This is a genomic window from Leisingera caerulea DSM 24564, assembly GCF_000473325.1.
In the GTDB taxonomy this organism is placed as follows: domain Bacteria; phylum Pseudomonadota; class Alphaproteobacteria; order Rhodobacterales; family Rhodobacteraceae; genus Leisingera; species Leisingera caerulea.
The window spans coordinates 1,779,999-1,802,318 of record NZ_KI421513.1 but is presented as its reverse complement, the minus strand read 5'-3'; the positions used below and the strand labels follow the sequence as shown (position 1 = coordinate 1,802,318).

Sequence of the window (22,320 nt, the reverse complement as noted above, 5' to 3'; positions counted from 1 at the left end):
GCGGCGCGGGCCGTCAGCCGCGGGCGGCGCGGGCGGCACTGGTAAAGCTTTCGATCAGCGGGGCATCCTTTTCACCCGGTGCGCTTTCGACGCCCGAGGAGACATCGACCTGCCGGGCGCCGGTCATGCGGATCGCCTCAGCCACGTTGTCCGGCGTGAGGCCGCCGGCCAGCATCCAGGGTTTCTGCCAGTATTTGCGCCCCGCCAGCAGGCGCCAGTCGAAGGCGAGGCCGTTGCCGCCGGGCAGCTCAGCCTCCTTGGGCGGCTTGGCGTCGATCAGCAGCTGGTCCGCCACCTGCTCATACTCAGCAATCTGCGGCAGGTCGGAGGCATCGGCGATGCCCACCGCCTTCATCACCGGCAGGCCGTAGCGGGCGCGCACCTCAGCCACCCGCTCCGGGCTTTCCTTGCCGTGCAGCTGAAGCATGTCGAGCGGCACTGCCGCAGTTATGGCGTCCAGTTCGGCGTCAGTAGCATTCACCGTCAGCGCCACCTTGCACAGTCCAACGGGCACCTCGACGGCCAGCGCAGCGGCCTGTTCGATGCTGACGTTGCGGGGCGACTTGGGGAAAAACACAAACCCGGCATAGGCTGCGCCCGCCGCGGCAGCGGCAGCCACATCCTGCGGGGTGCTGAGCCCGCAGATCTTGACCCGGATGTCCGTCATGACTGGCTCAGCTTGCGTCTTCGAGAAGCGCCAGGACTTCGTCCTTGCCTTCGTGCTTCTGCTTTTTCAGCCGTTTCACTTCGCGGTTCAGCTTGCGGGCTTCGCGGGCCTTTTCAGCCGCCTCGCGCCGGTGCTTGTGCTCGCGGATCCATTCCCACAAGAAGCCAAGCACCAGACCGGCGCCGACTCCGCCCAGAACCACCGCGAACAGCGGCAGCGAGATGCCGGGGTTGAAGCCGAACAGCTCACCCAGCGCCTCGGGCATCAGTTTAAGCTCAACAAAACTCCGGTTTGCAAGGCTCACCGACACCAGCACGACGGCCAGAGACCCCAGAATCGCATAGCGAATGTAACGCATCAGGCTTTCCCGTTCAGGCGGTCCCTCAAGAGCTTACCCGTCTTGAAGAACGGCACATGTTTTTCCTCGACATGGACGGTCTCACCGGTGCGGGGATTGCGGCCGACCCGCGAGTCCCGCTTCTTGACCGAGAACGCGCCGAAACCGCGCAGCTCCACCCGGTCGCCGCGGGCCATCGCGTTGGTCACTTCCTCAAACACCGTGTTCACGATCCTCTCCACATCCCGCTGATACAGGTGCGGGTTTTCGTCTGCAATCTTCTGAATCAACTCAGAGCGGATCATGATCTTTTTTCCTCCCAGGATGCCGTAATGTTTTGGCTATTGTTCTGAGAGTATAGGAAAAATTCCCGCGTGGGGGAACAAAATGACGCATGCGGGACGGGAAATCCGGCAAGAGTTCACCCGCTTTTCAGCCTGCCGGGGCCGGATCAGGCACCGCCGCGCGGCGCTGCAATGCGGCATCCGTGGTCCGGATGCCGCCGCAGCCGTGGATGATTCGGGGCCGCTCAGCCCGCCCCGGAGGCGGCCTAGTGGCAGGGCTGGCCCGGAAGGCCTGCGCCGCCGGTGTCTGCGGGGCTCCATGCGGCGGGGGGCGGGGCTGTCCGGTCGCCGCCGTCCCGGACCGGGCGGCGCAGGCGCCACGCCGGGTTCAGCCACACGGTGGCAGCAGCGGCCTCCCCGGCAGGGATCAGCGGGCCGTTTGCGGAGACGCTCAGATGCGAGGTGTCATGCTGCGCGGTGACCGGAAGGCGGTCCCCCGGCGCTGCGGCCTCGGCACGGTCCAGCAGGAACGCCGTTCGCCCCCAATGCCCGCCGGCGTCCATTCCGTTTGCCACCTGGATACCGGGCGCCAGCTGCAGTTCAAAACTGACGAGGACCGCATGGATGGTGCCCGCAGCGGCACACGTAAGGTCCGTTGCGGTGCGCTCCGGGGTCAGGTCCGGCCTGGTGAAGTCGAACTGGAACAGCTCTGCCGCCGGGCCCAGGGACCGCAGGCCGCAGGCCGCAAATTCGCCCGGCGTCAGCTGCGCGACGCGGGCAAAGCGATGGAAGGCGCTCAGGTCGAAGCCTTCCGCCTGGTGCGGGCGCCACTGGTCCAGCAGGCCGCTGCTTTCCACCAGCTGCGCTTTCAGTGTTCCCCATTCCGGCACCGCGCGCGCGTTTGGCTTGGCCAGCGCCGACATGGCATGGGTAAGCGTCGCAAGCGCGCCCTCGCCCAGCAGGACGGTGTCGACAATTTCAGAGATCACCACGTCCGCCCGTTCCGGAATATCCGTGCCCACGGTGATTTCGTGCGACCATTTCGGGATCACGGTGATCCGGTCGCTGAGACCGTTTTCCGCGATGACACGGGTTGCGGCCTGGGCGATCAGCGGCTGCTGTTCGCAGGTGTAGACGTGTTTCGCGCCGGCGCGTGCCGCCAGCATGGCCGTCAGACCGGCACCGCAGCCGATGTCCAGCACCACATCCCCCGGCTGCACCTTGGCCGCGATGGCCTGGGCGTAGGCACGGTTGCGCGCGGTGTCGGCAAGCATCGGGAAATGCCAGCGGGGCACGAACATCTGGTGCAGCCGCTCCTGCAGCACCTGCGCCTCGTGGTGCTGCGGGTCCAGTGCGAGGGCGTCGCCAAGGATCTGCGAGGTCCGGAGACCGCCATCGTCCAGGTTTTGGTTTTTTGCGAGCTGGACCAATGTGTCCGCGTTCTGGGCGCCGTCGCCGTGAAAATTTTGCGCAGGTTCAGCCGAGTGTCTTTCAGTCAACTTTTAGTCTTCCCGATTTGATGCAAATGCCATTGGTTTGCATAATCATCATGCGCCTCTAACAAATGATGAAGGGAAGGAAGGGCCGGTGCGGAGATGCCGCGCCGGTGCGGTTTTGCCCCGGCCGCCAGGGCCGGCGCCAAGGGCCGGTCAGGCGTTGAAGCGGCAGGTGCCGGAACGGAAAAAGCCCCGCAGTTGCCTGCGGGGCTTTCCAGTTCAGAGCCGTGAGGCCGGGTCTTAGTCGCCCGACTTCAGTGCGGCGCCCAGGATGTCGCCCAGCGATGCGCCGGAATCCGAGGAGCCATACTGTTCCACTGCTTCTTTCTCTTCCGCGATCTCGCGCGCCTTGATGGACAGGCCCAGGCGGCGGGTCTTGGAATCGACGTTGGTGACGCGCACGTCGACCTTGTCGCCAACCGAGAAACGCTCGGGGCGCTGGTCGGCACGGTCGCGGGCCAGGTCGGAGCGGCGGATGAAGGACTTCATGCCTTCGTATTCCACTTCGATGCCGCCGTCTTCGATCGCGGTCACTTCGACGGTGATCACGGAGCCGCGCTTCACGCCGCCCACGGCTTCGGCGAACTTGTCGCCGCCCAGAGCTTTGATCGACAGCGAGATACGCTCTTTGTCGACGTCCACTTCGGAGACAACGGCCTGAACCACGTCGCCTTTGCGGTAGTTCTGGATCGCGTCTTCACCGCGCTCGTCCCAGGACAGGTCGGAGAGGTGAACCATGCCGTCGATGTCGCCGTCGAGGCCAATGAACAGACCGAATTCGGTGATGTTCTTGACTTCGCCTTCGACCTGGGTGCCTTCCGGGTGAGTCTCGGCAAAGACTTCCCACGGGTTGCGCATGGTCTGCTTGAGGCCCAGGGACACGCGGCGCTTGGCACCGTCGATTTCCAGAACCATGACGTCGACTTCCTGGGAAGTGGAGACGATTTTGCCCGGGTGGACATTTTTCTTGGTCCAGGACATTTCGGAAACGTGAACCAGACCTTCGACGCCCGGCTCAAGCTCAACAAATGCACCGTAATCGGTAATGTTGGTGACGCGGCCCTTGTGAACGGAGTTCAGCGGGTACTTGGCGCCAACCAGATCCCACGGATCTTCCTGCAGCTGCTTCATGCCCAGGGAGATGCGGTGGGTCTCTTTGTTGATCTTGATGACCTGAACCTTGACGGTTTCGCCGATCGACAGGATCTCGGAGGGGTGGTTCACACGGCGCCATGCCATGTCGGTGACGTGCAGCAGGCCGTCCACGCCGCCCAGGTCAACAAACGCACCGTATTCGGTGATGTTCTTGACGACACCGTCGACTGCCTGGCCTTCGGACAGGTTGCCGATGACTTCGGCACGCTGCTCGGCGCGGGACTCTTCGAGGATCGCACGGCGCGAAACCACGATGTTGCCGCGGCGGCGGTCCATCTTCAGGATCTGGAACGGCTGCTTCAGACCCATCAGCGGGCCTGCGTCGCGCACGGGGCGCACGTCAACCTGCGAGCCGGGCAGGAACGCAACAGCGCCGCCCAGGTCGACAGTGAAGCCGCCCTTGACGCGGCCGAAGATCGCGCCTTCGACGCGCTGATCGTCTGCGTAGGCTTTTTCCAGGCGGTCCCAGGCTTCTTCGCGGCGGGCCATCTCGCGGGAGATGACGGCTTCGCCACGGGCGTTCTCGGCCGAGCGCAGGTAGACTTCGACTTCGTCGCCAACGGAGATTTCGGGAGCTTCGCCGGGGTTTGCGAATTCTTTCAGATCAACGCGGCCTTCCATCTTGTAGCCGACGTCGATGATGGCCTGGCCGGCTTCGATTGCCAGCACTTTGCCTTTGACAACCGAACCTTCGTCCGGGGTGTCCATTTCGAAGCTTTCGTTCAGGAGGGCTTCGAATTCCTCCATAGATGCGTTTTGAGCCATGAGGTCTCAGGTTTCCTTTACTAACGGTTTTCTGGCCGGGCGGTTGTCTCCGCCGGTCTTGGTTAGCCCTACAGAACGTGGTCCGGAGCACATCTGATCAAACAAACACAAAGGGCCGAGGTGTTCCTCAGCCCTGCTCAGATATGCCACCCGGACGTTGACCGCCCTTGTATTGACAGCGCGCGTATAGGCGGATTCCCCGGTCTGTGCAAGGGGAAAGCCCTGCTGGGCAAGGCGAAGACGCCATTTGTGCAGCCCCCTGCCCCGCCGTTCGCGCGCCGGGACCGCTTCAGGCCTGATCCGGGCGCAGGTATTCCTGCTCCAGCAGAACAACGCCCGTCATCACATAGTCGACCGACGATCCCTCTCCCAGCAGGGGGAGCATGATTTCGGTGGAGCTGCGGTATTCCGGCAGCGGGCCGACATAGGGCAGCGAGACCAGCAGCGGCCGGGGATTGGCGGCCACTTCCGCAAAACAGGTCCAGATCATGGACCCGGGCCCGAAGCCCGGACGTTCAGACAGGCGGGTGCCGGCGACTTTGGCGCTCAGGGTATTGATGATCTTGCTGCGCACATAAAGCGCCTTGAAATCAGACAGCTCCCCGCTCCCGGTCCGCTCGATTTCAAAGACCGCCAGGATATTGGCCGTTGTGCTGAAATACGGCAGGCTCAGTTCGGCGAGCCGCGGGAAAGCACCCGCCTCCGAGGCGTTCTGCCAAAGCATAAGAACGGGTTTCAAAGCGGGATCCAGGTCACTCGCGGAAAAATCAGCGGTAAACATGGAAACTGGCACCCCTTGCAAAATCTCAACTGACAGCACCAGGCCCAGCGGATATGCCCCGTGGCCGAAAAGGGTGCCTGCCGGCCAGTATAATGCAGATGGAATACATGAATAGCCTCCGCAGGCAGATTTTACCTGCGGAGACCCCGGCAGCGGACGCGGCAAGAGCCGCCTGCTGCCGGGGGATCAGCCCTCTCAGGCGATTTCGGTCACGATGGTGTCGCGGGACTTGCGGACTTTCTTCATCGGCAAGAGCCAGTCGCCTTCTTCGGCGCGGTAGCCCAGCGGCAACAGCAGGACAGAGCGCAGGCCCTTGTCCTTGAGGCCCAGGATTTCGTCGATCTTCTCGGGCGTGAAGCCTTCCATCGGGGTGCTGTCGACCTCAAGCTCGGCGGCGGCGGCCAGTGCAAAGCCCAGTGCGATATAGGCCTGGCGGGCGGCGTGGTCGTGGTTGGTGCGCGCCTCGCGCGGCAGGTAGGTGGCCTTCAGATTGTCGTAATACTGATTCAGCATCGGGATTTCGCCGCGTTCTTCGGTCATCTGGCGGGTGACCGAGTCGATGCGGTCTTCGGAGTAGTTGTCCCAGGCGGCGAAGACCAGCAGGTGCGAGCCGTCGGTGATCTGGGCCTGGTCCCAGGCGTGCGGACGGATCTGCGCGCGGATTTCCGGGTTGGTGATGACAAAGACTTCAAAGGGCTGGGTGCCGGACGAGGTCGGCGCCATGCGGATCGCCTCGATGATCTGGTCGACCTTTTCCTGCGGCACGGATTTGGCGGGGTCCATCTTCTTGGTCGCATAGCGCCAGTTCAGCTTCTCGATCAGGGTGCTCTTGCTCATGTCCTGTCCTTTCGGGGTCTTTTGCATAGGGTGGTATAAATTTGTAACCCGATATATAAGCGGCACCGGAAAGGGCGCAAGAAGGCACATTTCTGAGCCCCGGTTACACGGAGGAAACCTCAATGGCAGAAGGACAATGCCCGGAATGCGGCCGCATCAACGAGGTGCTGTCGCGGGTCGGTGACCGCTGGAGCGTGCTGATCGTGATCTCGCTGGCGCAGTACGGTGTGCTGCGATTCAATGAGCTGAAGCGGCATCTGGGCATCTCCCAGCGGATGCTGAGCCTGACCCTGCGCGAGCTGGAGCGGGACGGGCTGGTGAGCCGCACCTATCACCCGACAATTCCGCCCAAGGTGGAATATGCGCTGACGCCGCTGGGCGAGTCATTCCGCGAGCCGGTTCGGGCGCTGGGGCTGTGGGCGCTGGAGCATCTGCCGGCGATTGACGCAGCGCGGGCAGAGTTTGATGCCGCGGCGGGGGCAGAGGAGAAAACCGCCTGAGGGCAGAATCCGGAACGCCCGCGGTTAGCGGGAGCCTGTGCCGATCCGGCTGCGACGGCAACTGGACCAAACGCTGCCGCCGCCCCGCGCGCAAAAGTTTTCAAAAAAAGCTTTTGGCAATTTTCTTGTTCAAGAAAATTGTGCCGCCCTCAGCCCGGCCGCCTGAGCGGCCTGCCTAAAGGTCGATTTCCAGCACCCCGCCCGGCGCTTGCGCACGGGACTGGCAGAGGATGATCGCGCCTTCGCGCTGCTTGTTCGACAGCACGAAATCGCGGTGTTCGGCGGCGCCTGAAACCAGCCCGCATTTGCAAACGCCGCAGATCCCGTCAGAGCATTTCACATCCACATGGATGCCGCTCTCGGCCAGCGCCTCGGTGGCGGATTTTTCTGCCGGCACCAGAATGTCGCGGCCCGATTTCGTCAGCCGCAAGGTGAAGGGATGGTTTTCGTATTCGGGCTGTTCAGGAACCGAGAAGTATTCCATATGGCGGGTGTCTTCGGGGAAGCCGTTGGCCTCAGCCGCCGCCAGCACCGCTTGCATATAAGCCTCCGGCCCGCAGGTGTAGACGTGGCTGCCCGGGGCGAACTTCAAAACGTCATTCAGGTCTGCACGGGTGCCCTGATCAGAGAAATGCAGATGCACCTTGTCTGCCCAGGGAACGTGTTTCAGGTCGTCCAGAAACCCGGCCTTTGCCTTTCTTGAACAGGAATAGCGGAACTCGAACTCCCGGCCCAGGGCGTGCAAGCGGTGGGCCATGGCGATCATCGGCGTCACCCCGATGCCGCCGCCCATCAGGTAGGATTTGGCGGCATCCTCCTGCAGCGGGAAGTGGTTGATAGGTTTGGAGATGAACACCATCCGGCCTTCCTCAAATATCCGGTGCATCAGCTTGGAGCCGCCGCGGCCCGCGTCCTCGCGCAGCACCGCGATCTGGTATTTCGAGCGGTCCGCCGGGTCGCCGGACAGCGAGTACTGGCGGAAGAACTCCGGCACGACCACCACGTCGATATGGGCGCCTGCGGTGGCTGCGGGCAAGGGCGAGCCGTCCGGCAGGGAGAACTCGTACTTGGTGACGGCATCCGTCATATGTTCGACCTTCGACAGGCGCACCCGCATGACAGGTGCGTTGCCCTTGTCGGCGGTATAGACATGCTCCGGCGGCAGGCCCTGGGCGCGGCGGCGTTTGTGTTCAGCCGCGGGGATCATTGCCTGATAGGCGGTGATCCCAGCCTCCCGGTCCATCGGCGCGGGCCAGGTGTAGGGCGGCGGCGCCAGCGGCGCCGGGTAGACGGCCAGGGTCTGATCCTCGTACTTCAGGTCCAGATCCTTGGACAGCTTGCGGGCGTTGACGGGATGCCGTGAAGGGGCATAGGGCCCCTCCTCCGCCATCTCCAGATCCCACCACCATTTCTTGGCTGTATTGACCTCGCCATGGCCCAGCGCGTCGTCGAGTTTCGCCAAGAGCGGCGCGCTGCCCGGCAGGTTCATCGCGGCCCAGCGGAACGGCGCCTCGGCAAAGAGCCCTTCAAGGTTCCAGGGGCAGGTCTTCATGCAGCGGCCGCACATGGCGCCGCCGGGGACGGTGACGCGGTAGGTGGTGCATTTCTGGCTGTCGGATTTCCAGATCTCGTAGCCGTTGAACATCAGCTTGGGTCCGGCGGTGATGGCGCCGGAGGGGCATTCGCGGGCGCATTTGTTGCAGGCCTCGCAGAAGCGCTGCAAGCCGAAGTCGACCGGCTTGTCGCGGGTCATCGGCAGGTTGGTGGTGACTGCGCCGGACTTCAGCCGGGGTCCGAGGAAGGGGTTGAGGATCACCTCGCCGATGCGGGAAACCTCGCCCAGGCCGGAGAGCAGCAGCAGGGGCGGCTGCAGCACCTCGCCGTCCATCACCGAATGCACCCGGGCGGTATAGCCGAGATTTCGGATCTGCTGCGCAATCACCCCGCCGAGGAGCGAGAACCGGAGGTAGGCGCGCATCGACTGGGCGCAGGCGATCCAGTCGTCGCCGGAGGCGCCCTCCATCGTTTCGTGGCCCTGGTCGATGATGACGCTGATGGCGTTTTCATGGTAAGGCGCCAAGGGGTCGCCCGCCGCATCGTGGGAGTAATATGCCCAGTCCGGGCAGCGCGAAATGCCGACCGCGTCGCAGCCGAGGAAATAGGCCGCGGCCTTGATATTCGCGGCATTGCGGGCGGCGTCAGCGGTGCTGGGGTCCACTTGCGGCGCGGGCTCGCCGTCCTGCAGCAGCACGAAGGCGGCAAGCGAAGACCGGAAGGCAAAGGCGGAGGAGGATTTGCGGACGTAGTTGCCGTTCTTGGCGGCCTCCTGCGGGCCTTTGCCGAGGTCGCCGAACAGGGAGCGCGCGAACATGTCGGCGCGTTTCGGGACGCGCGCAACGTTCACCTCGTCGATATAGGTGGTGGGATCCTCCACCCGTTTCAGCGTCTCGAACGGATGCGGGCCGTCCATGAAACGGCGCTTGGCGTAGGGATCGCGGCTGGCGGCGCTTTTGGCGTGGGCGCCAAGGCCCAGACGGTATTTCAGGCCCGGTGCCTGGCCCGGCGCCAGCGGCAGATCGGCGGCCAGTTCCAGCGTGGTGGTGACGGCAGCGATGCCAAAGCGGCTGCCCAGGAAAGGATTGATGAGGACGCCGTCTTCATAGGTGGCAAGGCCCGCCTGCACCGCCAGCCGGCCCAGATGCACATCGGTGGCGGCACCGGTATGGGCGCGGGCCTCCCATCCCAGCAGCCGGATGTAATTGGCCAGCGTCACCACCGTCTCCGCTGCCCGCAGGCAGGCGCGCTGCTCCTGCGCGCCCGCCAGCCAGTCGGTGCCGTCTTCCCCTGCTTCGGGGTCGCGGGGGAATTCGTAGACATAGACCAGCGCGTGGCTGTGGTGGCGGCAGTCCGCGGGCGGGGCCTGCATCGCCTCGCGCAGGTTTGCCATTACCACGTCGATGCCGGAGGCAAAGGTCTTGGTCTGTTTGGTGCGCAGGGTTTCGGCCAGCGCCGCCACATCCGCGTTCACCAGCGGCGTCTCCAGCCAGGCGCCGGAAGGTACTGCGCAGGCGCCCGCCAGGGAGGCGTCGCAGAAATAGCCGAAGGCCTTCAGGTGGTCGGTGCGCTCCTGCGGGCTGGCAGGGATCTCTGCGCGTTCTTTCTTGACCAGCCCTTCGCGGGTGGCGTCCAGCACCGCCTGATAGTCGCGCATCGCATTAACGAGGGACAGCGGCGCATCGGGGCGGCGGAAGCTGATCTGGGCCGGCGCCGGGAGCGCGTTCAGGTCCGCGGGCGCCGCCTGGCGCGTCAGGGTTTCCATTGGATAGGGCCCCAGATGCACAGGCCGGTTGCGGTAGGAAAACAGTTTGCCCATGGTTGGCCCCCGGTGAATTACAGCTTGGCGACGATGCGCGGCTCGTCCTCGAGCAGCTTGGCAGCGGCCGCGCGCAGATGGGCCAGTTCCTGCCCCGTGAGCTTGGCCTCGAAATAGGCCGCGTTTTCCTGCGCGATTGGCAGCACCTCTGCCAGGGCGGCCTGACCGCCCGGGGTCAGCCGGACCTGGATCGACCGGCCGTCCCGGACGCCGCTGCTGCGGGTGATGAAGCCGCGCGCCTCCATCTGCCGGAGCGTGCGCGAGGCGGCGGTGCGGTCGATGCCGATGAAGCCTGCGATCTCTGACGGGGCGGTCAGCCCCTCTTTCCCGGCGGCCAGCAGCACACACCACATCACCCGGGTCAGGCCGAACTCCGCTATCCGCTGCTCAAAGCGGCGCTCGATCACACGGGCCAGCATGGTCACCTGGTAGCCCAGGGAGCGGTGAAGATGAAATGGAAGGTCAGACATGATAATTGACAGTGTCAACTATCTTATTGACGCTGTCAATTATATCGCCGGGAGGCCGCTGGTTTCGCATCTGACGTGCCACGGCCGCCTTGCGCTTGACCCTGCCTGAGCGGAGAAAACCGAGCACAGCCAGCTGTACGCACCCCAGGGTTGCGAAAAAACACCAGAAAATCGCCCTGCCGGGCAGAGACGAAGCGGCTTGTCCCGCCTGCCCGCCGCAAGCACGAACTCCGCAGCGAACCCTGTAAACGTATAATAAATAATGACAATAAATTGCCTCGCAATTCCTCCTGAGGGACCGGAAATACGTTATAGCGCGCACCGAAGCGTCTGAGGCTAGAAAGAGAGTGTTTACTTTCCCGCCCCTAAAATTCCGACCATTCACCCTGAGATTGAAAAACGGACGCCTATTGAATGACCCTTTTGCATCAGCTGCCGCGTTTGATGCTCGCTGGGACGATCTGCCTCCTGGCTCTCAGCTGGCACGCCCCGCCGCAGGCGCGGGAAACCGGCGGCCCGCTGACGGCGGCCTTTGTGCCGGTGCCGCCGTTTGCGCAGCAAGGCCCGGATGGCGCCCGAAGCGGCTTTCTGATCGAATTGACGGAGCTGATCGGCGCGGAAACCGGCGTTGCGATCCGCTACCTGGACCTGAAAACCTCGCGTGAGTTCATCCGCCGGCAAATTGATGGCGGCACCCAGATCATCGCCGGTGTTGCGCGGCTGCCGCCGCTGGAGGCCAGCAACGTATTCTCCTCGCCGGTGGCATCCGAAACCCTGCGCCTGACGGTGCTGAGCCGACGGGCCGCAGCGCTGGCCGGCCGCCGCAGCGGCCTGCGGATCGGCATTGTGCCGCCTGCGGCCGGCTCAGCCGTCCAGGATCTTCTGGCTGCGAACAGCCCTGTGGAATTCGCAACGCCCGAAGCCGCAGTGATGAACCTGCTGACCGGCGGCGTCGATGCGGTGCTGATGCCTGAACCCGTCGTCTTTTCGATTGCCAGGAACGCGCAGGTTGACGCCCGGATCAGTTTCCTGGATCCGCCGGTCCGCGCGTTCGGCCGCTATGTCGCCCTGCACAAAAGCCGCGCGGACCTGCTGCCTGCGGTCAACGCCGCTTTGGCGCGGATGGAGGCAGATGGCCGCCTGCCGGCGCTGCGGCAGAAGTACTTTCTCGATATCCCCGAACCCGCCCCTGGGGTGCTGACTGCGGGGGTCTATCACAACCCGCCCTACCAGACCGTGGAGCCAGGCGGCAGGTTCTCAGGCTTTGCCGTGGAGGTGCTGCGCGGCCTGGCAGACCGGGCGGGCCTGATGCTTGAATTCAAACAGATTTCCCTGGCTGAGCGGCAGGCAGGCCCGGGGCCCGGCCGCTATGACCTGCTGCCGGAGCTGAGGATCACCGGAGAGCGGCGCGGCATGATGGACTTTACCCTGCCGCTGGAGCAGGTGCCGGTTTCGCTGTTCACCCGCACAGGCGAAACAGAAGATGTTGCCGGACTGGAAGGCCTGTCGTTGCGCCGGGTGGCAGCCCTGCGCGGCAGCCCCGCCCACGAGTTTGCCGCAGACCGCCAGGGCATGCTCCTGCTGGCAGAAGATACTGCGGATGCCGTGCTGGACAGCCTTTTGCAAGGGCGCGTCGACGCCATCCTGGCGCCCGCCGCAGCAACCCGGGCTTTGGCCCGGAAGCGGGGCGCCGAGGACCGGATCGAGGCCGCCGGCCTGCCTGTTCTCAGCGTCGCGCGGGCCCCGGCGCTGCGGTTCGGGCTTGGGTCCGTCCGCGACCGGCTGAATGCGGTCATCCCGGGATACCTGGCCTCCAGCGAGTTCGCCTGGCTGCGGGAGAAGTATTTCGGCCCGCCGGCGTTCTGGACCCGCCCGCGCCGCCTTGCAGCTGCGGCAGCGGCAGGGGTTGTGATCCTGGCGCTGGCCGGTTTCCTGGTCTGGCAGCATCAGCGCCAGCGGCAGCAGGCGTATGAGCGCCAGGCGCGGGAACTGGAAATGGAGCAGACCCACGGCCGCCAGCTGTCGGCGATGGTGAACCGGCTGGAGACCACGAGCCGGCAGCTTGCGGAATTCACCTATGCGATGTCGCACGACCTGAAGGCGCCTGCTCAGACGATCCGCGCGCTGCTGGCGGAATTGCGCGCCACGTCCGGCCGCCGCCTGGACGGCGACGGGCAGGAGATTCTGGACGACCTGGACAGGACCAATGCGCGTATGGCCCGGCTGGTTGAGGACCTTCGGGTCTATGCCCGCTCTGTCGATGAAAAGCGGCCCGCTGTGCCCGTCGATCTGAACCGCGAAGCCGAAGCTGCAGCCGCAGACGCCGCAGCTGAGATTGCCGCCGCCGGCAGTGTCATCAAAACGGCTCCGCTGCCCGCCGTGGACGGCAACCCGGAGCAGCTCAGGACGCTGTTCCGGCAGTTGATTTCCAACGCCGTCGCATACCGCGACCCGGCGCGCGGCAGCATGATCCAGATCGGCCGCGGCCCGGCAGCCCCGGCGGGATGGGTCAGCTTCACTGTGCGCGACAACGGGATCGGCATCGAACCGGAGTACCACGACCGGATTTTCGGGTTGTTCAAACGGTTGCACAGACACAGCGACCATCAAGGGTCCGGGATTGGCCTGACACTGTGCCGCCGCATTGCGGCCAACCACGGCGGTAGTATCGAAGTTGAATCACAGAAAGGGGCCGGCAGCGCCTTTACCGTGACGCTGCCAGAGAAAGCAGAGATCCGCAGTCACGAAATCCAAAGGCTAAGCGACGGCGACTAAAGCCGCCTCCAAGGGCAAAAGCGGGTGACGGCGCGCATCGCGCGGGCAGCCTGCACCGCTGATTATGCTGTATTTTGCCGCTGTCTCCCGGGCCTGGCCGCACCTTGCGGACGGCCACCGGAGCGCTTGCCCCTGATCCGGACATAGGGTGTCGGGCAGTCCTCGCCGCCTGCATGCGGCGCAATCCATGACTGCACGGCCCCCCCGGCACGCACACCCTATGTCCGGCAGGCAGCCCCCCCAAGGGCTGGCACGGCAAGCCCGCGGCGGGGCTTTGACCGTGCGGGCATGCCGCATCCCCATCTTTACACCGGTGGTTTGCCCTTGATCGCGCGGGCGATCATCGCAATGACGAACAGTACCAGGAAGATGAAGAAAAGAATTTTTGCAATACCGGCGGAAGCGCCGGCGATCCCGCCGAATCCAAGCAGGGCGGCGATCAAAGCGACAACCAGAAATGTCAGTGCCCAACCAAGCATATTGTTACTCCTCTTAGCAGGGCTGCCAAAGACAGCAGCCGCTAAACCAACCCGGCAAGGCTGCGATTGTTCCTTTTACCGGTCTGCAGCGGCGCCAGCTGAGCCAGGATCATCTGGGTGGACACAGGCCGGGCAAGCACCGGCCACCGCAGGCACGGCGAGTGCGCGTCCAGCTCATTTTCGGCGGTGTCCCCCAACAGAACCAAGCGGCCGCCACGGCCCTGAACGGCCCTGTCGAAGTGGAGCCGGGTCACCAGCTCGGAGCCCGCTTCGATAAAAGCCACAGCAATCCGGCGATACCGCGACAGCGCCGTCAGCGCGGTATCGTGCGCCGTTTGCACGCTAAGTTCGGCGGTCGGGTCGAAGTCCATCACCGCATCGCAAATATCACATGTTACCAGATAGTTCCTGGACATGATCAGATACACATGCGAGCAGCCTGGAGAGAGCATTTCCATTGCACCAGCCTCCCTATAGGCCTAGAGTGTGTAACGATTTCCCACCGGGCGCATTAAACTGCGACATAGCTGCCAAGGGAGCGCCATGTCTTCGACTGCCTGCCGCGAATGCCCATTGCGAAAACGGGCCATATTCACGCCGATGTCGCGTGAAGAGATCGTTTTCACCCAGCAGTTCAAAACCGGGGAACTGGTGGTGGATGCGGGCACGACCATCCTGCTGGAAGGCTCCAACAGCCCGCAGCTGTATACCGTTCTCAAAGGGATGGGCACGCGGTACACGACCCTGGAAAACGGCCGCCGTCAGGTGATCAACTTTCTGTTTCCGGGGGATTTCGCCGGATTGCAGGCCGGGCTGATGGGAGAGATGAAGCACTCGATCGAGGCGACCACCCCGATGACGCTGTGCGTGTTCCGCCGCACCGCACTGTTCCAGCTGTACGAGCTGCATCCGGAACGGGCCTATGATCTGACGTGGATTGCCGCGGTCGAGGAGCATTTCCTGGGGGAAACCATCGCCTCGCTGGGGCAGCGGTCCGCCGCGCAGCGGATCGCTTGGGCATTGGTGCGAATCTATGAGCGGCTGAAGGCCGTGGGGATGGAGGCGCACGGATCAGTGCCGCTGCCGTTCAAGCAGCAGGACCTGGCAGATGCCCTGGGCCTGTCGCTGGTGCATACCAACAAAATGCTGAAAATGCTGCGGGACAAAAATCTTGCCCAATGGCAGAACGGCAGGCTGAAGGTCAGCAACCTGCCCGCACTGGCCACCGTGGCGATGATCGACTTGGCCGCGCCCGAACCGCGGCCGCTGATCTGACGGCACGGCGCAGCACCGCCCGGGCCGCTGCCTGGACATCTTCACCCTCCTATGAAACTTGACTTGGAGCTCGGTCCCGGCCGCAGGCGGGCAGCCGGCCTGTCCGGCTTTCGCGCGGCCCCCATGCCAGCCTGAGTCCCCCTTCGCCCCGCCGCGGCCCCAAGCTGCCGCCTGAACCGCAGCGCACCGGCGGTGAAAACTCTAAGCAATCGTCCCGGAACCTTTCGCCGGGCTTGCGGGTTGGGCCGGTACAAATCGCAACTGAAAGGACACGGCATGCTGTACTGGGCGCTCGTTTTCCTGGCCGTTGCAATCATCGCCGGCATCTTCGGGTTTGGCGGCATCGCTTCGGCCTCTGCAGGGATCGCGCAGATCCTGTTTTTTATATTCCTGGTGCTGTTTGCAGTGGCTGTGATCATCCGCCTGCTGCGCGGCTCCTCCCGTTGAAGGCCGGGGCCGGCGGCGGCCGGTGATGGCCGCCGCCAGCACACCAGCCCGCGGACCGGGCGAGCCCATGATTGCCGTCCGGCTTTCGTTCACTCTTTGCAACCCTTTACCAAGAATAGGAGTACCCCATGACTGACGCACTATCAGCCACCCCGAGCCCTGACAAAGTGGAAACCGGCGTCCGGGACACCGGCCCGATTGCAAGCGGCCTGGCGGATGTGCTGGCCGATACCTACCGGCTTGTTTTCAAGACCCACGCCTATCACTGGAACGTTGAAGGCCCGGCCTTTTATTCGATGCACAAGCTGACCGAAGAGCAGTACGAGAATATGTTCGCCGCCGCGGATACGCTGGCCGAACGCATCCGCGCGCTGGGGCACCTGGCGCCGTCGCGGATGGATGAGATTCTGAACCGCTCGAAAATCGAGGATGCCAGCGGCGAGCTGTCCGCGGGCGGGATGGCGCAAGACCTCGCCGCCAGCCATGAGCGGATCGCCCACCGGCTGCACGCGCTTGCTGAGCTGGCCGGCGGCCGCCGCGATATCGTGACCGAAGACCTCGCAACCGCGCGCTCGGCGTTCCATGAGCAGGCCGCCTGGATGCTGCGGGCGCTGGCCAAGTCCTGATCACAAGGTTTACGCCGCCTTCCTGCCTCCCTCCCGTCCTGCAGGAAGGCACCAAACCCCGCCCCGTCTTCCTCCCCGGGGCGGGGCCTTTACAAAGCAGCTGCCGCCAGGCCTGGCACAATAAAGCCCGGACCGCGAGAGCGGCCCGGGCTTCGGGACTGCGGCCCTGGCCGGGCAGTATCAGCCTTTCAGGGTTTCGGTAGAGGAGAAGAACATCGCCTGGCTCACCGCCGAGCGCACTTGCTCTTCGGTGTAAGGTTTCGAGATCAGGAACGCCGGTTCGGGCCCCTCGCCGGTCAGCAGGCGCTCCGGGAAGGCAGTGATGAAAATCACCGGGCAGTCGCCGTGCTTGGCCAGGATCTTGTTCACCGCGTCGACGCCGCTTGAATTGTCCGCCAGCTGGATGTCCGACAGAATCAGATCGCCGGGGCCCTTGGCCGCCAGGTCGAGTGCGCTGGATTCAGTGCGGGCGATACCGGTGACCGTGTGGCCCATTTCGGTGACAATCGCCTCAAGGTCCATTGCGATCACCGCTTCGTCCTCGATGATCATGATCTTGCCCGCGGTGGCCCGCGCCATTTCCTCGTAGGCGATCGAAATCAGCTCGGAGGCTTCGCTCTCGCTCACCCCCATGATAGTGGCGGTTTCGGCTGCGCTGAATTCCTCAATGGTGTGCAGCAGCAGCGCCTCGCGGGTGTTCGGTGTCAGCCGCTGCAGGTGTTTCTGCGCCTTGGCTGCCAGCCCCGCATCGCTCTCCCCCTCTGCTGCCGGGGCGCCGGAGGAGGACCAGATCGCATGGAAGACACGGAAAAGCGCCACTTTTGGGGACAAAACGCTGTCATATTCGGCGTCACCGGCCAGGATCGCCTCCAGCGACGCCAGGGCATACTGGTCGCCGCTGGTCTGGCTGCCAGTAAGCGCGCGGGCATAGCGGCGGAGATAGGGCAAGTTTGCACCAATCTGACTGGCGATCAGTTCTCCCGATTGAGCGGTCATTTTGTGTTGTCCTTTTTTTACAATATACATGGAACTATACGCACTACCATGCGTTTGGTTCCAGAACCCCGCGCAAAAAACCGATGGATGGCATGACACAGGTACACCCCCCCGGGCCGCGTATTGAAACGGCCGACCGAGACATAGATGAAAACCTCAAGCGGGCTTTTGAAGAGATCGCTAATGAGCCGGTCCCCGACCGGTTCACCGATCTATTGAAGCAGCTGAAGGAAAAGGGGGCTGCAACACCCCCTGCCCCGGAACCTTCCGAGAAGGACCGCTCTGATGACTGAAGCCGCACAAGACCCGAGAGACGACCTGGTCAACCACCTGGGCGCCCTGCGCGCCTTTGCAATCAGCCTGACCCGCAACGGCGCCACCGCCGACGATCTGGTGCAGGACACGCTGGTCAAGGCCTGGACGAATATCGATAAATTCGAGAACGGGTCTAATATGCGGGCGTGGCTGTTCACCATTCTTCGCAACACGTATTACTCGCTGCGCCGCAAGCGCAAACGCGAGGTCGAGGATGGCGACGGCGTTCTGTCTGGCGCTTTAGCGCAGAAGCCCGATCACGACGGGCGGCTGCACATGCGCGATTTCCAGGTAGCTTTTGCGCAGCTGAACGACGAACAGCGCGAAGCGCTGACGCTGGTCGGTGCGGGCGGATTTTCCTACGAGGAAGCGGCAGAGATGTGCGGTGTGAAGACCGGCACCATCAAAAGCCGGGTGAACCGCGCCCGCGCCCGGCTGGGCGAGCTGATGGAAATCGACGACGACAGCAAAATGGAACTGACTGACACCGTTACAGCTGGGATCGTCGCCCAGCAGGGCGCTGCGTGATCAGAATGCCCCGGCTGCAAGCAGGCAGCCTTTTGGTCCGGCTGGCGGCGTTGATGACGCTTGCTCTTCTGCCGCTCGGGCTGATTGCGCTGTACCAGACTAACGCGGTGGTGGATGAAGCCACCAGGCTGTCGCATGCATCGCTGCTGCACCGCACCGAACAGGCTGCGGCAAGGGAGCGCGAGCTGCTGCAGCGGGCCGGCGGCGCCACCGAAGGGCTGGCCGCCGCCATCCTGCCGCTGGCGGATGACAGCGCCGGCTGCGCGCGGCTGCTTAAGGCCTTCACCGAAGGGGCGAACCCGTTCACCTTTGCGGGCTTCATGTCTTTGGACGGCAGCATGGAGTGCGCGTCCGACGGCAAGGCGCGGGATCTGTCCGGCAAATGGTTTTATCTGAAGGCGCGGCAGACCACCCGGCTGTCGTTTGCCTTGGGCCGGGATCTGCTGGGTGAAGACGGCAGCTATCTGCTGGCGACCAGCCCAGTTCTGCGCGACGGCATCCTGCAGGGCTATGTGAGCATCGGGGTTCCGCATAAAGTCAGCGCTGTGCAGCCTGGGATGGAGGGGTCGGACACAGGCATTCAATACGTCACAGTCGACGCGCAGGGGGAAATACTCTCGGCGAGCGTGTCCGAGCAGCAAGCTCCGCTTGCCCTGCCGATGTCCTTGCCCCGCCGCGATCTGGTGAACCGTTCCGGCGACACGTTTTTTGAGGCTTCCCGCTCCGGCCGCGAGCGGTTTTTTGCGGTGAGCGAGATCCTCCCCGGCCAGGTGTCCGTGGTCGGCAGCTGGCCGGTCGAAAACGCCATGTCGGCGGCCAGAAACCCGGCGTCGCTGATGACCGTGGCGTTTCCGCTGCTGATGTGGCTGGCCGGGATTTCCGTTGCGATTTTCGGGCTGCAGCGGATGGTGATCCGTCACCTCAGCGCGCTGCGCAAGGCGATGCGCCGCTATGCTCTGGGCGAACGCGAGAACGCCAGCCTGGACCTTGCCGCCCCGCCGCGTGAGTTTGCCGAAGCGCAGCAATCCTTCAACCGGATGGTTTCCATCCTCAGCGAAGCGGAGCGGCGGCGCGAACTGGATCTGGAAGAAAAGACCATCCTGCTGCGTGAGGTCCACCACCGGGTCAAGAACAACCTGCAGCTTGTCGCCTCGATCATGAACATGCAGAGCCGCAACGCGCAGACGCCGGAGGCGCGGCGGATGCTGGCGCAGCTGCAGCGCCGCGTGCGCGGTCTGGCGACCATCCACCGCAGCCTGAACACCAATCCGGATATAACCACCGTCGACAGCCATGACCTGATAGACGCGCTGATTACAGAAATCGGTGCGATGATCCCCGGCGCCGGGCAGAAACTGACGATCAGCACCGACCTGGCGCAGGTCCCGCTGAGCCAGGATCAAGGGGTGACCTTGTCGATGCTGGTCTCTGAGGCGATGACCAATGCGGTCAAGAACGCCGGAGTGCCCGACGGCGGAAAGCCGGAAATCCTGGTCAGCCTGCGTGAAACCGCCGAAAACTGGCTGGAGCTTGAGATCACCAACACCAAGGGTCAGCCGGTGATACCTCCTGAGGAGGCCGGCGACGGAACGGGCATCGGCGCGCGGCTGATGATGGCCTTTGCCACCCAGCTTGAAGGCGAGGCTGCGACACACGAAACTGAGGACAGGTATACCTACCGGCTGGGATTCCCCGTCCAGGCCGGGGCTGTGCCGCCTGAAGTGCCGTCGCCCGGTAAGGAGCAACATGCCGCAGAAACCGTCACCTGAGCAGAGCTGCGGGGATTTCGCAGTTCTGGTTACAGCCGAACAGGCCTGGCCTGCGTTCGAGCGCGCGGTGCTGAACGCAGAGCGCGAGCTTCTTGCCAGCTTCCGCCTGTTCGATTTCAACACCCGCCTGCTCAGCCCTGAGGCGCAGGAGGTCGGGGACACCTGGGCTGAGCTGATCGCCGATGCGCTGCGGCGCGGGGTGCGTGTGCACCTGGTGGTCAGCGATTTCGACCCGGTGATGGCGGCGCCGCTGCATGCCGCCGCGCAAAAGACGCTGACGCAGGCGCAGGAGATCATGGCGGGGTTACCCCCGGAGCAGGCTGCATTGCTGTCGGTTGCCGCGTCGCTGCATCCGGCGCGGGCGGGGCTGCTGCCGCGGCTTGCTTTTTCGCCGTTTGTGCTGCGCAAACTGCGCAAGCTGCCCAAGCGGCTGCGGCCGGCGGCGGCCAGCCGTCCCGGGCTGCCGCAGCTCTACCCGGTTTCGCATCACCAGAAGCTTGCGGTGATCGACCGGGAGGTTCTGTACATCGGCGGGCTGGATCTGAACCGGCGCCGCTATGACACCCGGAAGCATGACCTGCCGGCGCATGAGACCTGGGCTGATGTCCAGCTGATGCTGCGCGGCCCGGAAGCCGAAGAAGCGGCCCGCCACCTGGAGCGGTTCCGGGATGAAATTGCCCTGCGCAAGCGGCCGCCGGAAGGCAAGCTGATCCGCCGCACCATGTCGGCACCGCGCCGCCTTGGGTTCTGGGCGCTGTCGCCCCGCACGCAGCTGAAGGAAATCGAGGACGACCATCTGGCGGCCTTCGAGCGGGCGCAGAAGCTGATTTATCTGGAATCCCAGTTCCTGCGTTCCAGCCAGATTGCCCGCGGCCTGGCCGCCGCTGCACGCCGCAACCCTGCGCTGTCGCTGATCCTGATCCTGCCCGCCCTGCCCGACGATGTCGCATTTGAAGGCAACCGCGATATAGACGCACGCTATGGCATGGCGCTGCAGGCGGAAGCCCTGCAAGAGGTGACCGAGGCCTTTGGCCCCCGCGCCTGCATTGCCAGCCCGGTCCAGCGGCGCATGGCCGCCCGTGAATCCCCTGCCGTGCTGTCGGGGTCGCCGATCATCTATCTGCACAGCAAGGTGCTGATCACCGACATGGATTTTGCCATGGTCGGATCAGCCAATCTGAACGGAAGGTCGATGCGCTGGGATACCGAGTCGGCGTTGCGGATCAGCCAGCCGGCGCGGATCGCCACGCTGTGGAAGGAGCTGGCGCGGCATTGGTGGCAGGAGGATCTGCCGCCTGAAGCACTGGACCCGGCCCGGGCCGCCGCCTGGTGGCAGCAGGAAACCCGCCGCAATCAGGTGCGGCGGCCGGAGTCCCGCCGCGGACTGCTAGTGCCGCATGACCCGGATAAGATGGCGGAGCTTCAGCAGCAGCTGCCGGGTGCCACAGAGGACATCGTCTGATCCCGCATACCCTGGCCGTCTGCGGCAGCACGCACAAAAAAAGGCACCTGGGGTGTGACCAGGTGCCTGACAGGGGGCCCGAAACTGCCGGATCAAACCGGATTGGGGGAGGATTTCGGGCCGGTTTCTGGAAAGGAAACGCGCCAGCCCTGCAAATAGTTCCGCTGAACCGTTAAAAAACCCGGCGGCATGGCAGGCCGCCGGGTCAGCAAAATCTGAAGGAAGCGGATGGGTTATTGCGCTTCCTGGGCTTCCTCGGTGATTTCATCGCCGAGGTTCGACACGTCCCGGCCAAAGCCTTCGGTGGTTTCGCAGGCGGCCAGTCCGGCCAGTGCCAAAAGAGCGATCATGATACGCATAGCGGCCTCCTTACTTCAGCTTCGACGCGACGTTGCTGGCGAAGGCGTCGATGATGGCATTGTAAAAGACTTCGCTGTCAACGCTCACCGCGGCGGGGTCGGTGCCCTCGGGGTAATAGGCATTAACCTGATCCGCAGAGACCGTGAGGTCATAGCGCATGTCCTTGGAGGCATCGGGCATGTCGATGTCCACGTCGCCTTTCAGCATCCATTCGCCAACGCCAAGCGCCTGCTTGAAGTTGCTGGCCAGGGCAACGGAGTCGATTTCGATGTGGATTTCGGCGGCCTCTCCGGCATCTTCACCAGCGATCTGGCCCACGAGGTTTTTGGCCAGTGCGGTTTCCAGGTCGGTTTCCAGGCTGGTCCAGGCTTTGGCAGCCTCGTAATTCTCAATCGCGCTCAGGTCGGCGGTCACGTCGATCTCGGAGACCTGGGAACCTGCGGCAGCTGCGGTGGCCATGGCGGCAACAAGGGCGGTGGTGCGGATCAGATGAGTCATTTCAATGGTCCTTTCCATGTCAGTCCCTCTTGGGGATCCACCACAGAAACGCGCGGGCTGTCTGAAAGGTTCCTGATATATAAACCAAAGTACCGCTGATGACCGTTCCGCGCGAAATCCGGCTG

General features: G+C 64.1%; 23 protein-coding genes. 9 read left to right on the top strand and 14 right to left on the bottom strand.

Translation table 11 applies throughout. The features are described 5' to 3' along the window. Positions 1–13 precede the first annotated feature (13 nt). The 7 genes from CAER_RS0115985 to CAER_RS0115955 form a co-directional block, all read right to left on the bottom strand. Positions 14–667 (bottom strand): phosphoribosylanthranilate isomerase, encoded by a 654-nt coding sequence (locus CAER_RS0115985; protein WP_027236310.1) that lies wholly within the window; start codon positions 665–667, stop codon positions 14–16. A 7-nt stretch (positions 668–674) separates the two neighbouring features. Continuing rightward, the gene (locus tag CAER_RS0115980) at positions 675–1,025 is read right to left on the bottom strand and encodes a lipopolysaccharide assembly protein LapA domain-containing protein (RefSeq protein ID WP_027236309.1); all 351 of its coding nucleotides are present in this window, start codon (positions 1,023–1,025) and stop codon (positions 675–677) included. After that, positions 1,025–1,309 carry an integration host factor subunit beta gene (gene ihfB / locus CAER_RS0115975; protein ID WP_008557618.1) on the bottom strand — a complete coding sequence of 95 codons (285 nt, stop codon included), beginning with the start codon at positions 1,307–1,309 and terminating at the stop codon, positions 1,025–1,027. The genes CAER_RS0115980 and ihfB overlap by 1 nt, the downstream gene beginning before the upstream one ends. A gap of 245 nt (positions 1,310–1,554) precedes the next feature. After that, positions 1,555–2,787, bottom strand: a complete 1,233-nt coding sequence (locus CAER_RS0115970; protein WP_027236308.1) for a 50S ribosomal protein L11 methyltransferase — start codon at positions 2,785–2,787, stop codon at positions 1,555–1,557. A gap of 237 nt (positions 2,788–3,024) precedes the next feature. Next, positions 3,025–4,704: a 30S ribosomal protein S1 gene (gene rpsA, locus CAER_RS0115965; protein ID WP_027236307.1), complete on the bottom strand. Its 1,680-nt coding sequence runs from the start codon at positions 4,702–4,704 to the stop codon at positions 3,025–3,027. A 289-nt stretch (positions 4,705–4,993) separates the two neighbouring features. Next, positions 4,994–5,428 (bottom strand): hypothetical protein, encoded by a 435-nt coding sequence (locus CAER_RS0115960; protein WP_245597371.1) that lies wholly within the window; start codon positions 5,426–5,428, stop codon positions 4,994–4,996. A gap of 252 nt (positions 5,429–5,680) precedes the next feature. Then, the gene (locus CAER_RS0115955) at positions 5,681–6,322 is read right to left on the bottom strand and encodes an NAD(P)H-dependent oxidoreductase (protein WP_027236305.1); all 642 of its coding nucleotides are present in this window, start codon (positions 6,320–6,322) and stop codon (positions 5,681–5,683) included. Between the two features lie 122 nt (positions 6,323–6,444). On the opposite strand from CAER_RS0115955, the gene CAER_RS0115950 reads away from it, so the two are divergent. After that, on the top strand, positions 6,445–6,822 hold the full coding sequence (locus CAER_RS0115950) for a winged helix-turn-helix transcriptional regulator (RefSeq protein ID WP_027236304.1): 378 nt from the start codon (positions 6,445–6,447) through the stop codon (positions 6,820–6,822). A 175-nt stretch (positions 6,823–6,997) separates the two neighbouring features. Here CAER_RS0115950 and CAER_RS0115945 read toward each other — a convergent pair whose 3' ends face one another. After that, the gene (locus CAER_RS0115945; protein ID WP_027236303.1) at positions 6,998–10,195 is read right to left on the bottom strand and encodes a 2Fe-2S iron-sulfur cluster-binding protein; all 3,198 of its coding nucleotides are present in this window, start codon (positions 10,193–10,195) and stop codon (positions 6,998–7,000) included. A 17-nt stretch (positions 10,196–10,212) separates the two neighbouring features. Then, complete coding sequence (locus CAER_RS0115940; protein ID WP_036797349.1) at positions 10,213–10,665, bottom strand: MarR family winged helix-turn-helix transcriptional regulator; 453 nt, start codon at positions 10,663–10,665, stop codon at positions 10,213–10,215. 414 nt (positions 10,666–11,079) lie between these two features. Here CAER_RS0115940 and CAER_RS28080 point away from each other — a divergent pair, with 414 nt between their 5' ends. After that, on the top strand, positions 11,080–13,440 hold the full coding sequence (locus CAER_RS28080) for a transporter substrate-binding domain-containing protein (RefSeq protein ID WP_027236301.1): 2,361 nt from the start codon (positions 11,080–11,082) through the stop codon (positions 13,438–13,440). Positions 13,441–13,745: 305 nt separating this feature from the next. Here CAER_RS28080 and CAER_RS29275 read toward each other — a convergent pair whose 3' ends face one another. Both CAER_RS29275 and CAER_RS0115925 read right to left on the bottom strand, forming a co-directional pair. Continuing rightward, positions 13,746–13,919, bottom strand: a complete 174-nt coding sequence (locus CAER_RS29275) for a DUF1328 domain-containing protein (RefSeq protein ID WP_027236300.1) — start codon at positions 13,917–13,919, stop codon at positions 13,746–13,748. 41 nt (positions 13,920–13,960) lie between these two features. Then, complete coding sequence (locus CAER_RS0115925) at positions 13,961–14,377, bottom strand: hypothetical protein (RefSeq protein WP_027236299.1); 417 nt, start codon at positions 14,375–14,377, stop codon at positions 13,961–13,963. Between the two features lie 142 nt (positions 14,378–14,519). Between CAER_RS0115925 and CAER_RS0115920 the strand changes: the two genes are divergently transcribed. From CAER_RS0115920 to CAER_RS0115910, 3 genes are all read left to right on the top strand, one after another. After that, complete coding sequence (locus CAER_RS0115920) at positions 14,520–15,194, top strand: Crp/Fnr family transcriptional regulator (RefSeq protein ID WP_375544171.1); 675 nt, start codon at positions 14,520–14,522, stop codon at positions 15,192–15,194. Positions 15,195–15,470: 276 nt separating this feature from the next. Continuing rightward, positions 15,471–15,641 carry a DUF1328 domain-containing protein gene (locus CAER_RS29270; protein ID WP_027236297.1) on the top strand — a complete coding sequence of 57 codons (171 nt, stop codon included), beginning with the start codon at positions 15,471–15,473 and terminating at the stop codon, positions 15,639–15,641. Between the two features lie 128 nt (positions 15,642–15,769). Further along, positions 15,770–16,267 (top strand): Dps family protein, encoded by a 498-nt coding sequence (locus CAER_RS0115910; RefSeq protein ID WP_027236296.1) that lies wholly within the window; start codon positions 15,770–15,772, stop codon positions 16,265–16,267. A 180-nt stretch (positions 16,268–16,447) separates the two neighbouring features. Here CAER_RS0115910 and CAER_RS0115905 read toward each other — a convergent pair whose 3' ends face one another. Further along, positions 16,448–17,263 (bottom strand): response regulator, encoded by an 816-nt coding sequence (locus CAER_RS0115905; protein WP_027236295.1) that lies wholly within the window; start codon positions 17,261–17,263, stop codon positions 16,448–16,450. Positions 17,264–17,346: 83 nt separating this feature from the next. Here CAER_RS0115905 and CAER_RS28070 point away from each other — a divergent pair, with 83 nt between their 5' ends. Genes CAER_RS28070 through CAER_RS0115885 form a run of 4 tightly spaced genes read left to right on the top strand, consistent with a single transcriptional unit; the run spans position 17,347 to position 21,337 of the window. After that, positions 17,347–17,556 carry a NepR family anti-sigma factor gene (locus CAER_RS28070; protein WP_311199205.1) on the top strand — a complete coding sequence of 70 codons (210 nt, stop codon included), beginning with the start codon at positions 17,347–17,349 and terminating at the stop codon, positions 17,554–17,556. Further along, positions 17,549–18,106: an RNA polymerase sigma factor gene (locus CAER_RS0115895; protein ID WP_027236294.1), complete on the top strand. Its 558-nt coding sequence runs from the start codon at positions 17,549–17,551 to the stop codon at positions 18,104–18,106. Before CAER_RS28070 ends, CAER_RS0115895 begins: the two co-directional genes overlap by 8 nt. Positions 18,107–18,159: 53 nt before the next feature. Further along, positions 18,160–19,875, top strand: a complete 1,716-nt coding sequence (locus CAER_RS0115890; RefSeq protein WP_051357865.1) for a sensor histidine kinase — start codon at positions 18,160–18,162, stop codon at positions 19,873–19,875. After that, positions 19,853–21,337, top strand: coding sequence for a phospholipase D family protein (locus tag CAER_RS0115885; RefSeq protein WP_027236292.1), 1,485 nt, complete (start codon positions 19,853–19,855; stop codon positions 21,335–21,337). The genes CAER_RS0115890 and CAER_RS0115885 overlap by 23 nt, the downstream gene beginning before the upstream one ends. Positions 21,338–21,570: 233 nt before the next feature. Here the strand turns inward: CAER_RS0115885 and CAER_RS0115880 are convergent, their stop codons facing one another. Together CAER_RS0115880 and CAER_RS0115875 are read right to left on the bottom strand one after the other, a co-directional pair. Continuing rightward, positions 21,571–21,696: an entericidin A/B family lipoprotein gene (locus tag CAER_RS0115880; RefSeq protein WP_027236291.1), complete on the bottom strand. Its 126-nt coding sequence runs from the start codon at positions 21,694–21,696 to the stop codon at positions 21,571–21,573. Positions 21,697–21,706: 10 nt separating this feature from the next. Beyond that, positions 21,707–22,195, bottom strand: a complete 489-nt coding sequence (locus CAER_RS0115875) for a hypothetical protein (protein WP_027236290.1) — start codon at positions 22,193–22,195, stop codon at positions 21,707–21,709. Positions 22,196–22,320 lie beyond the last annotated feature (125 nt).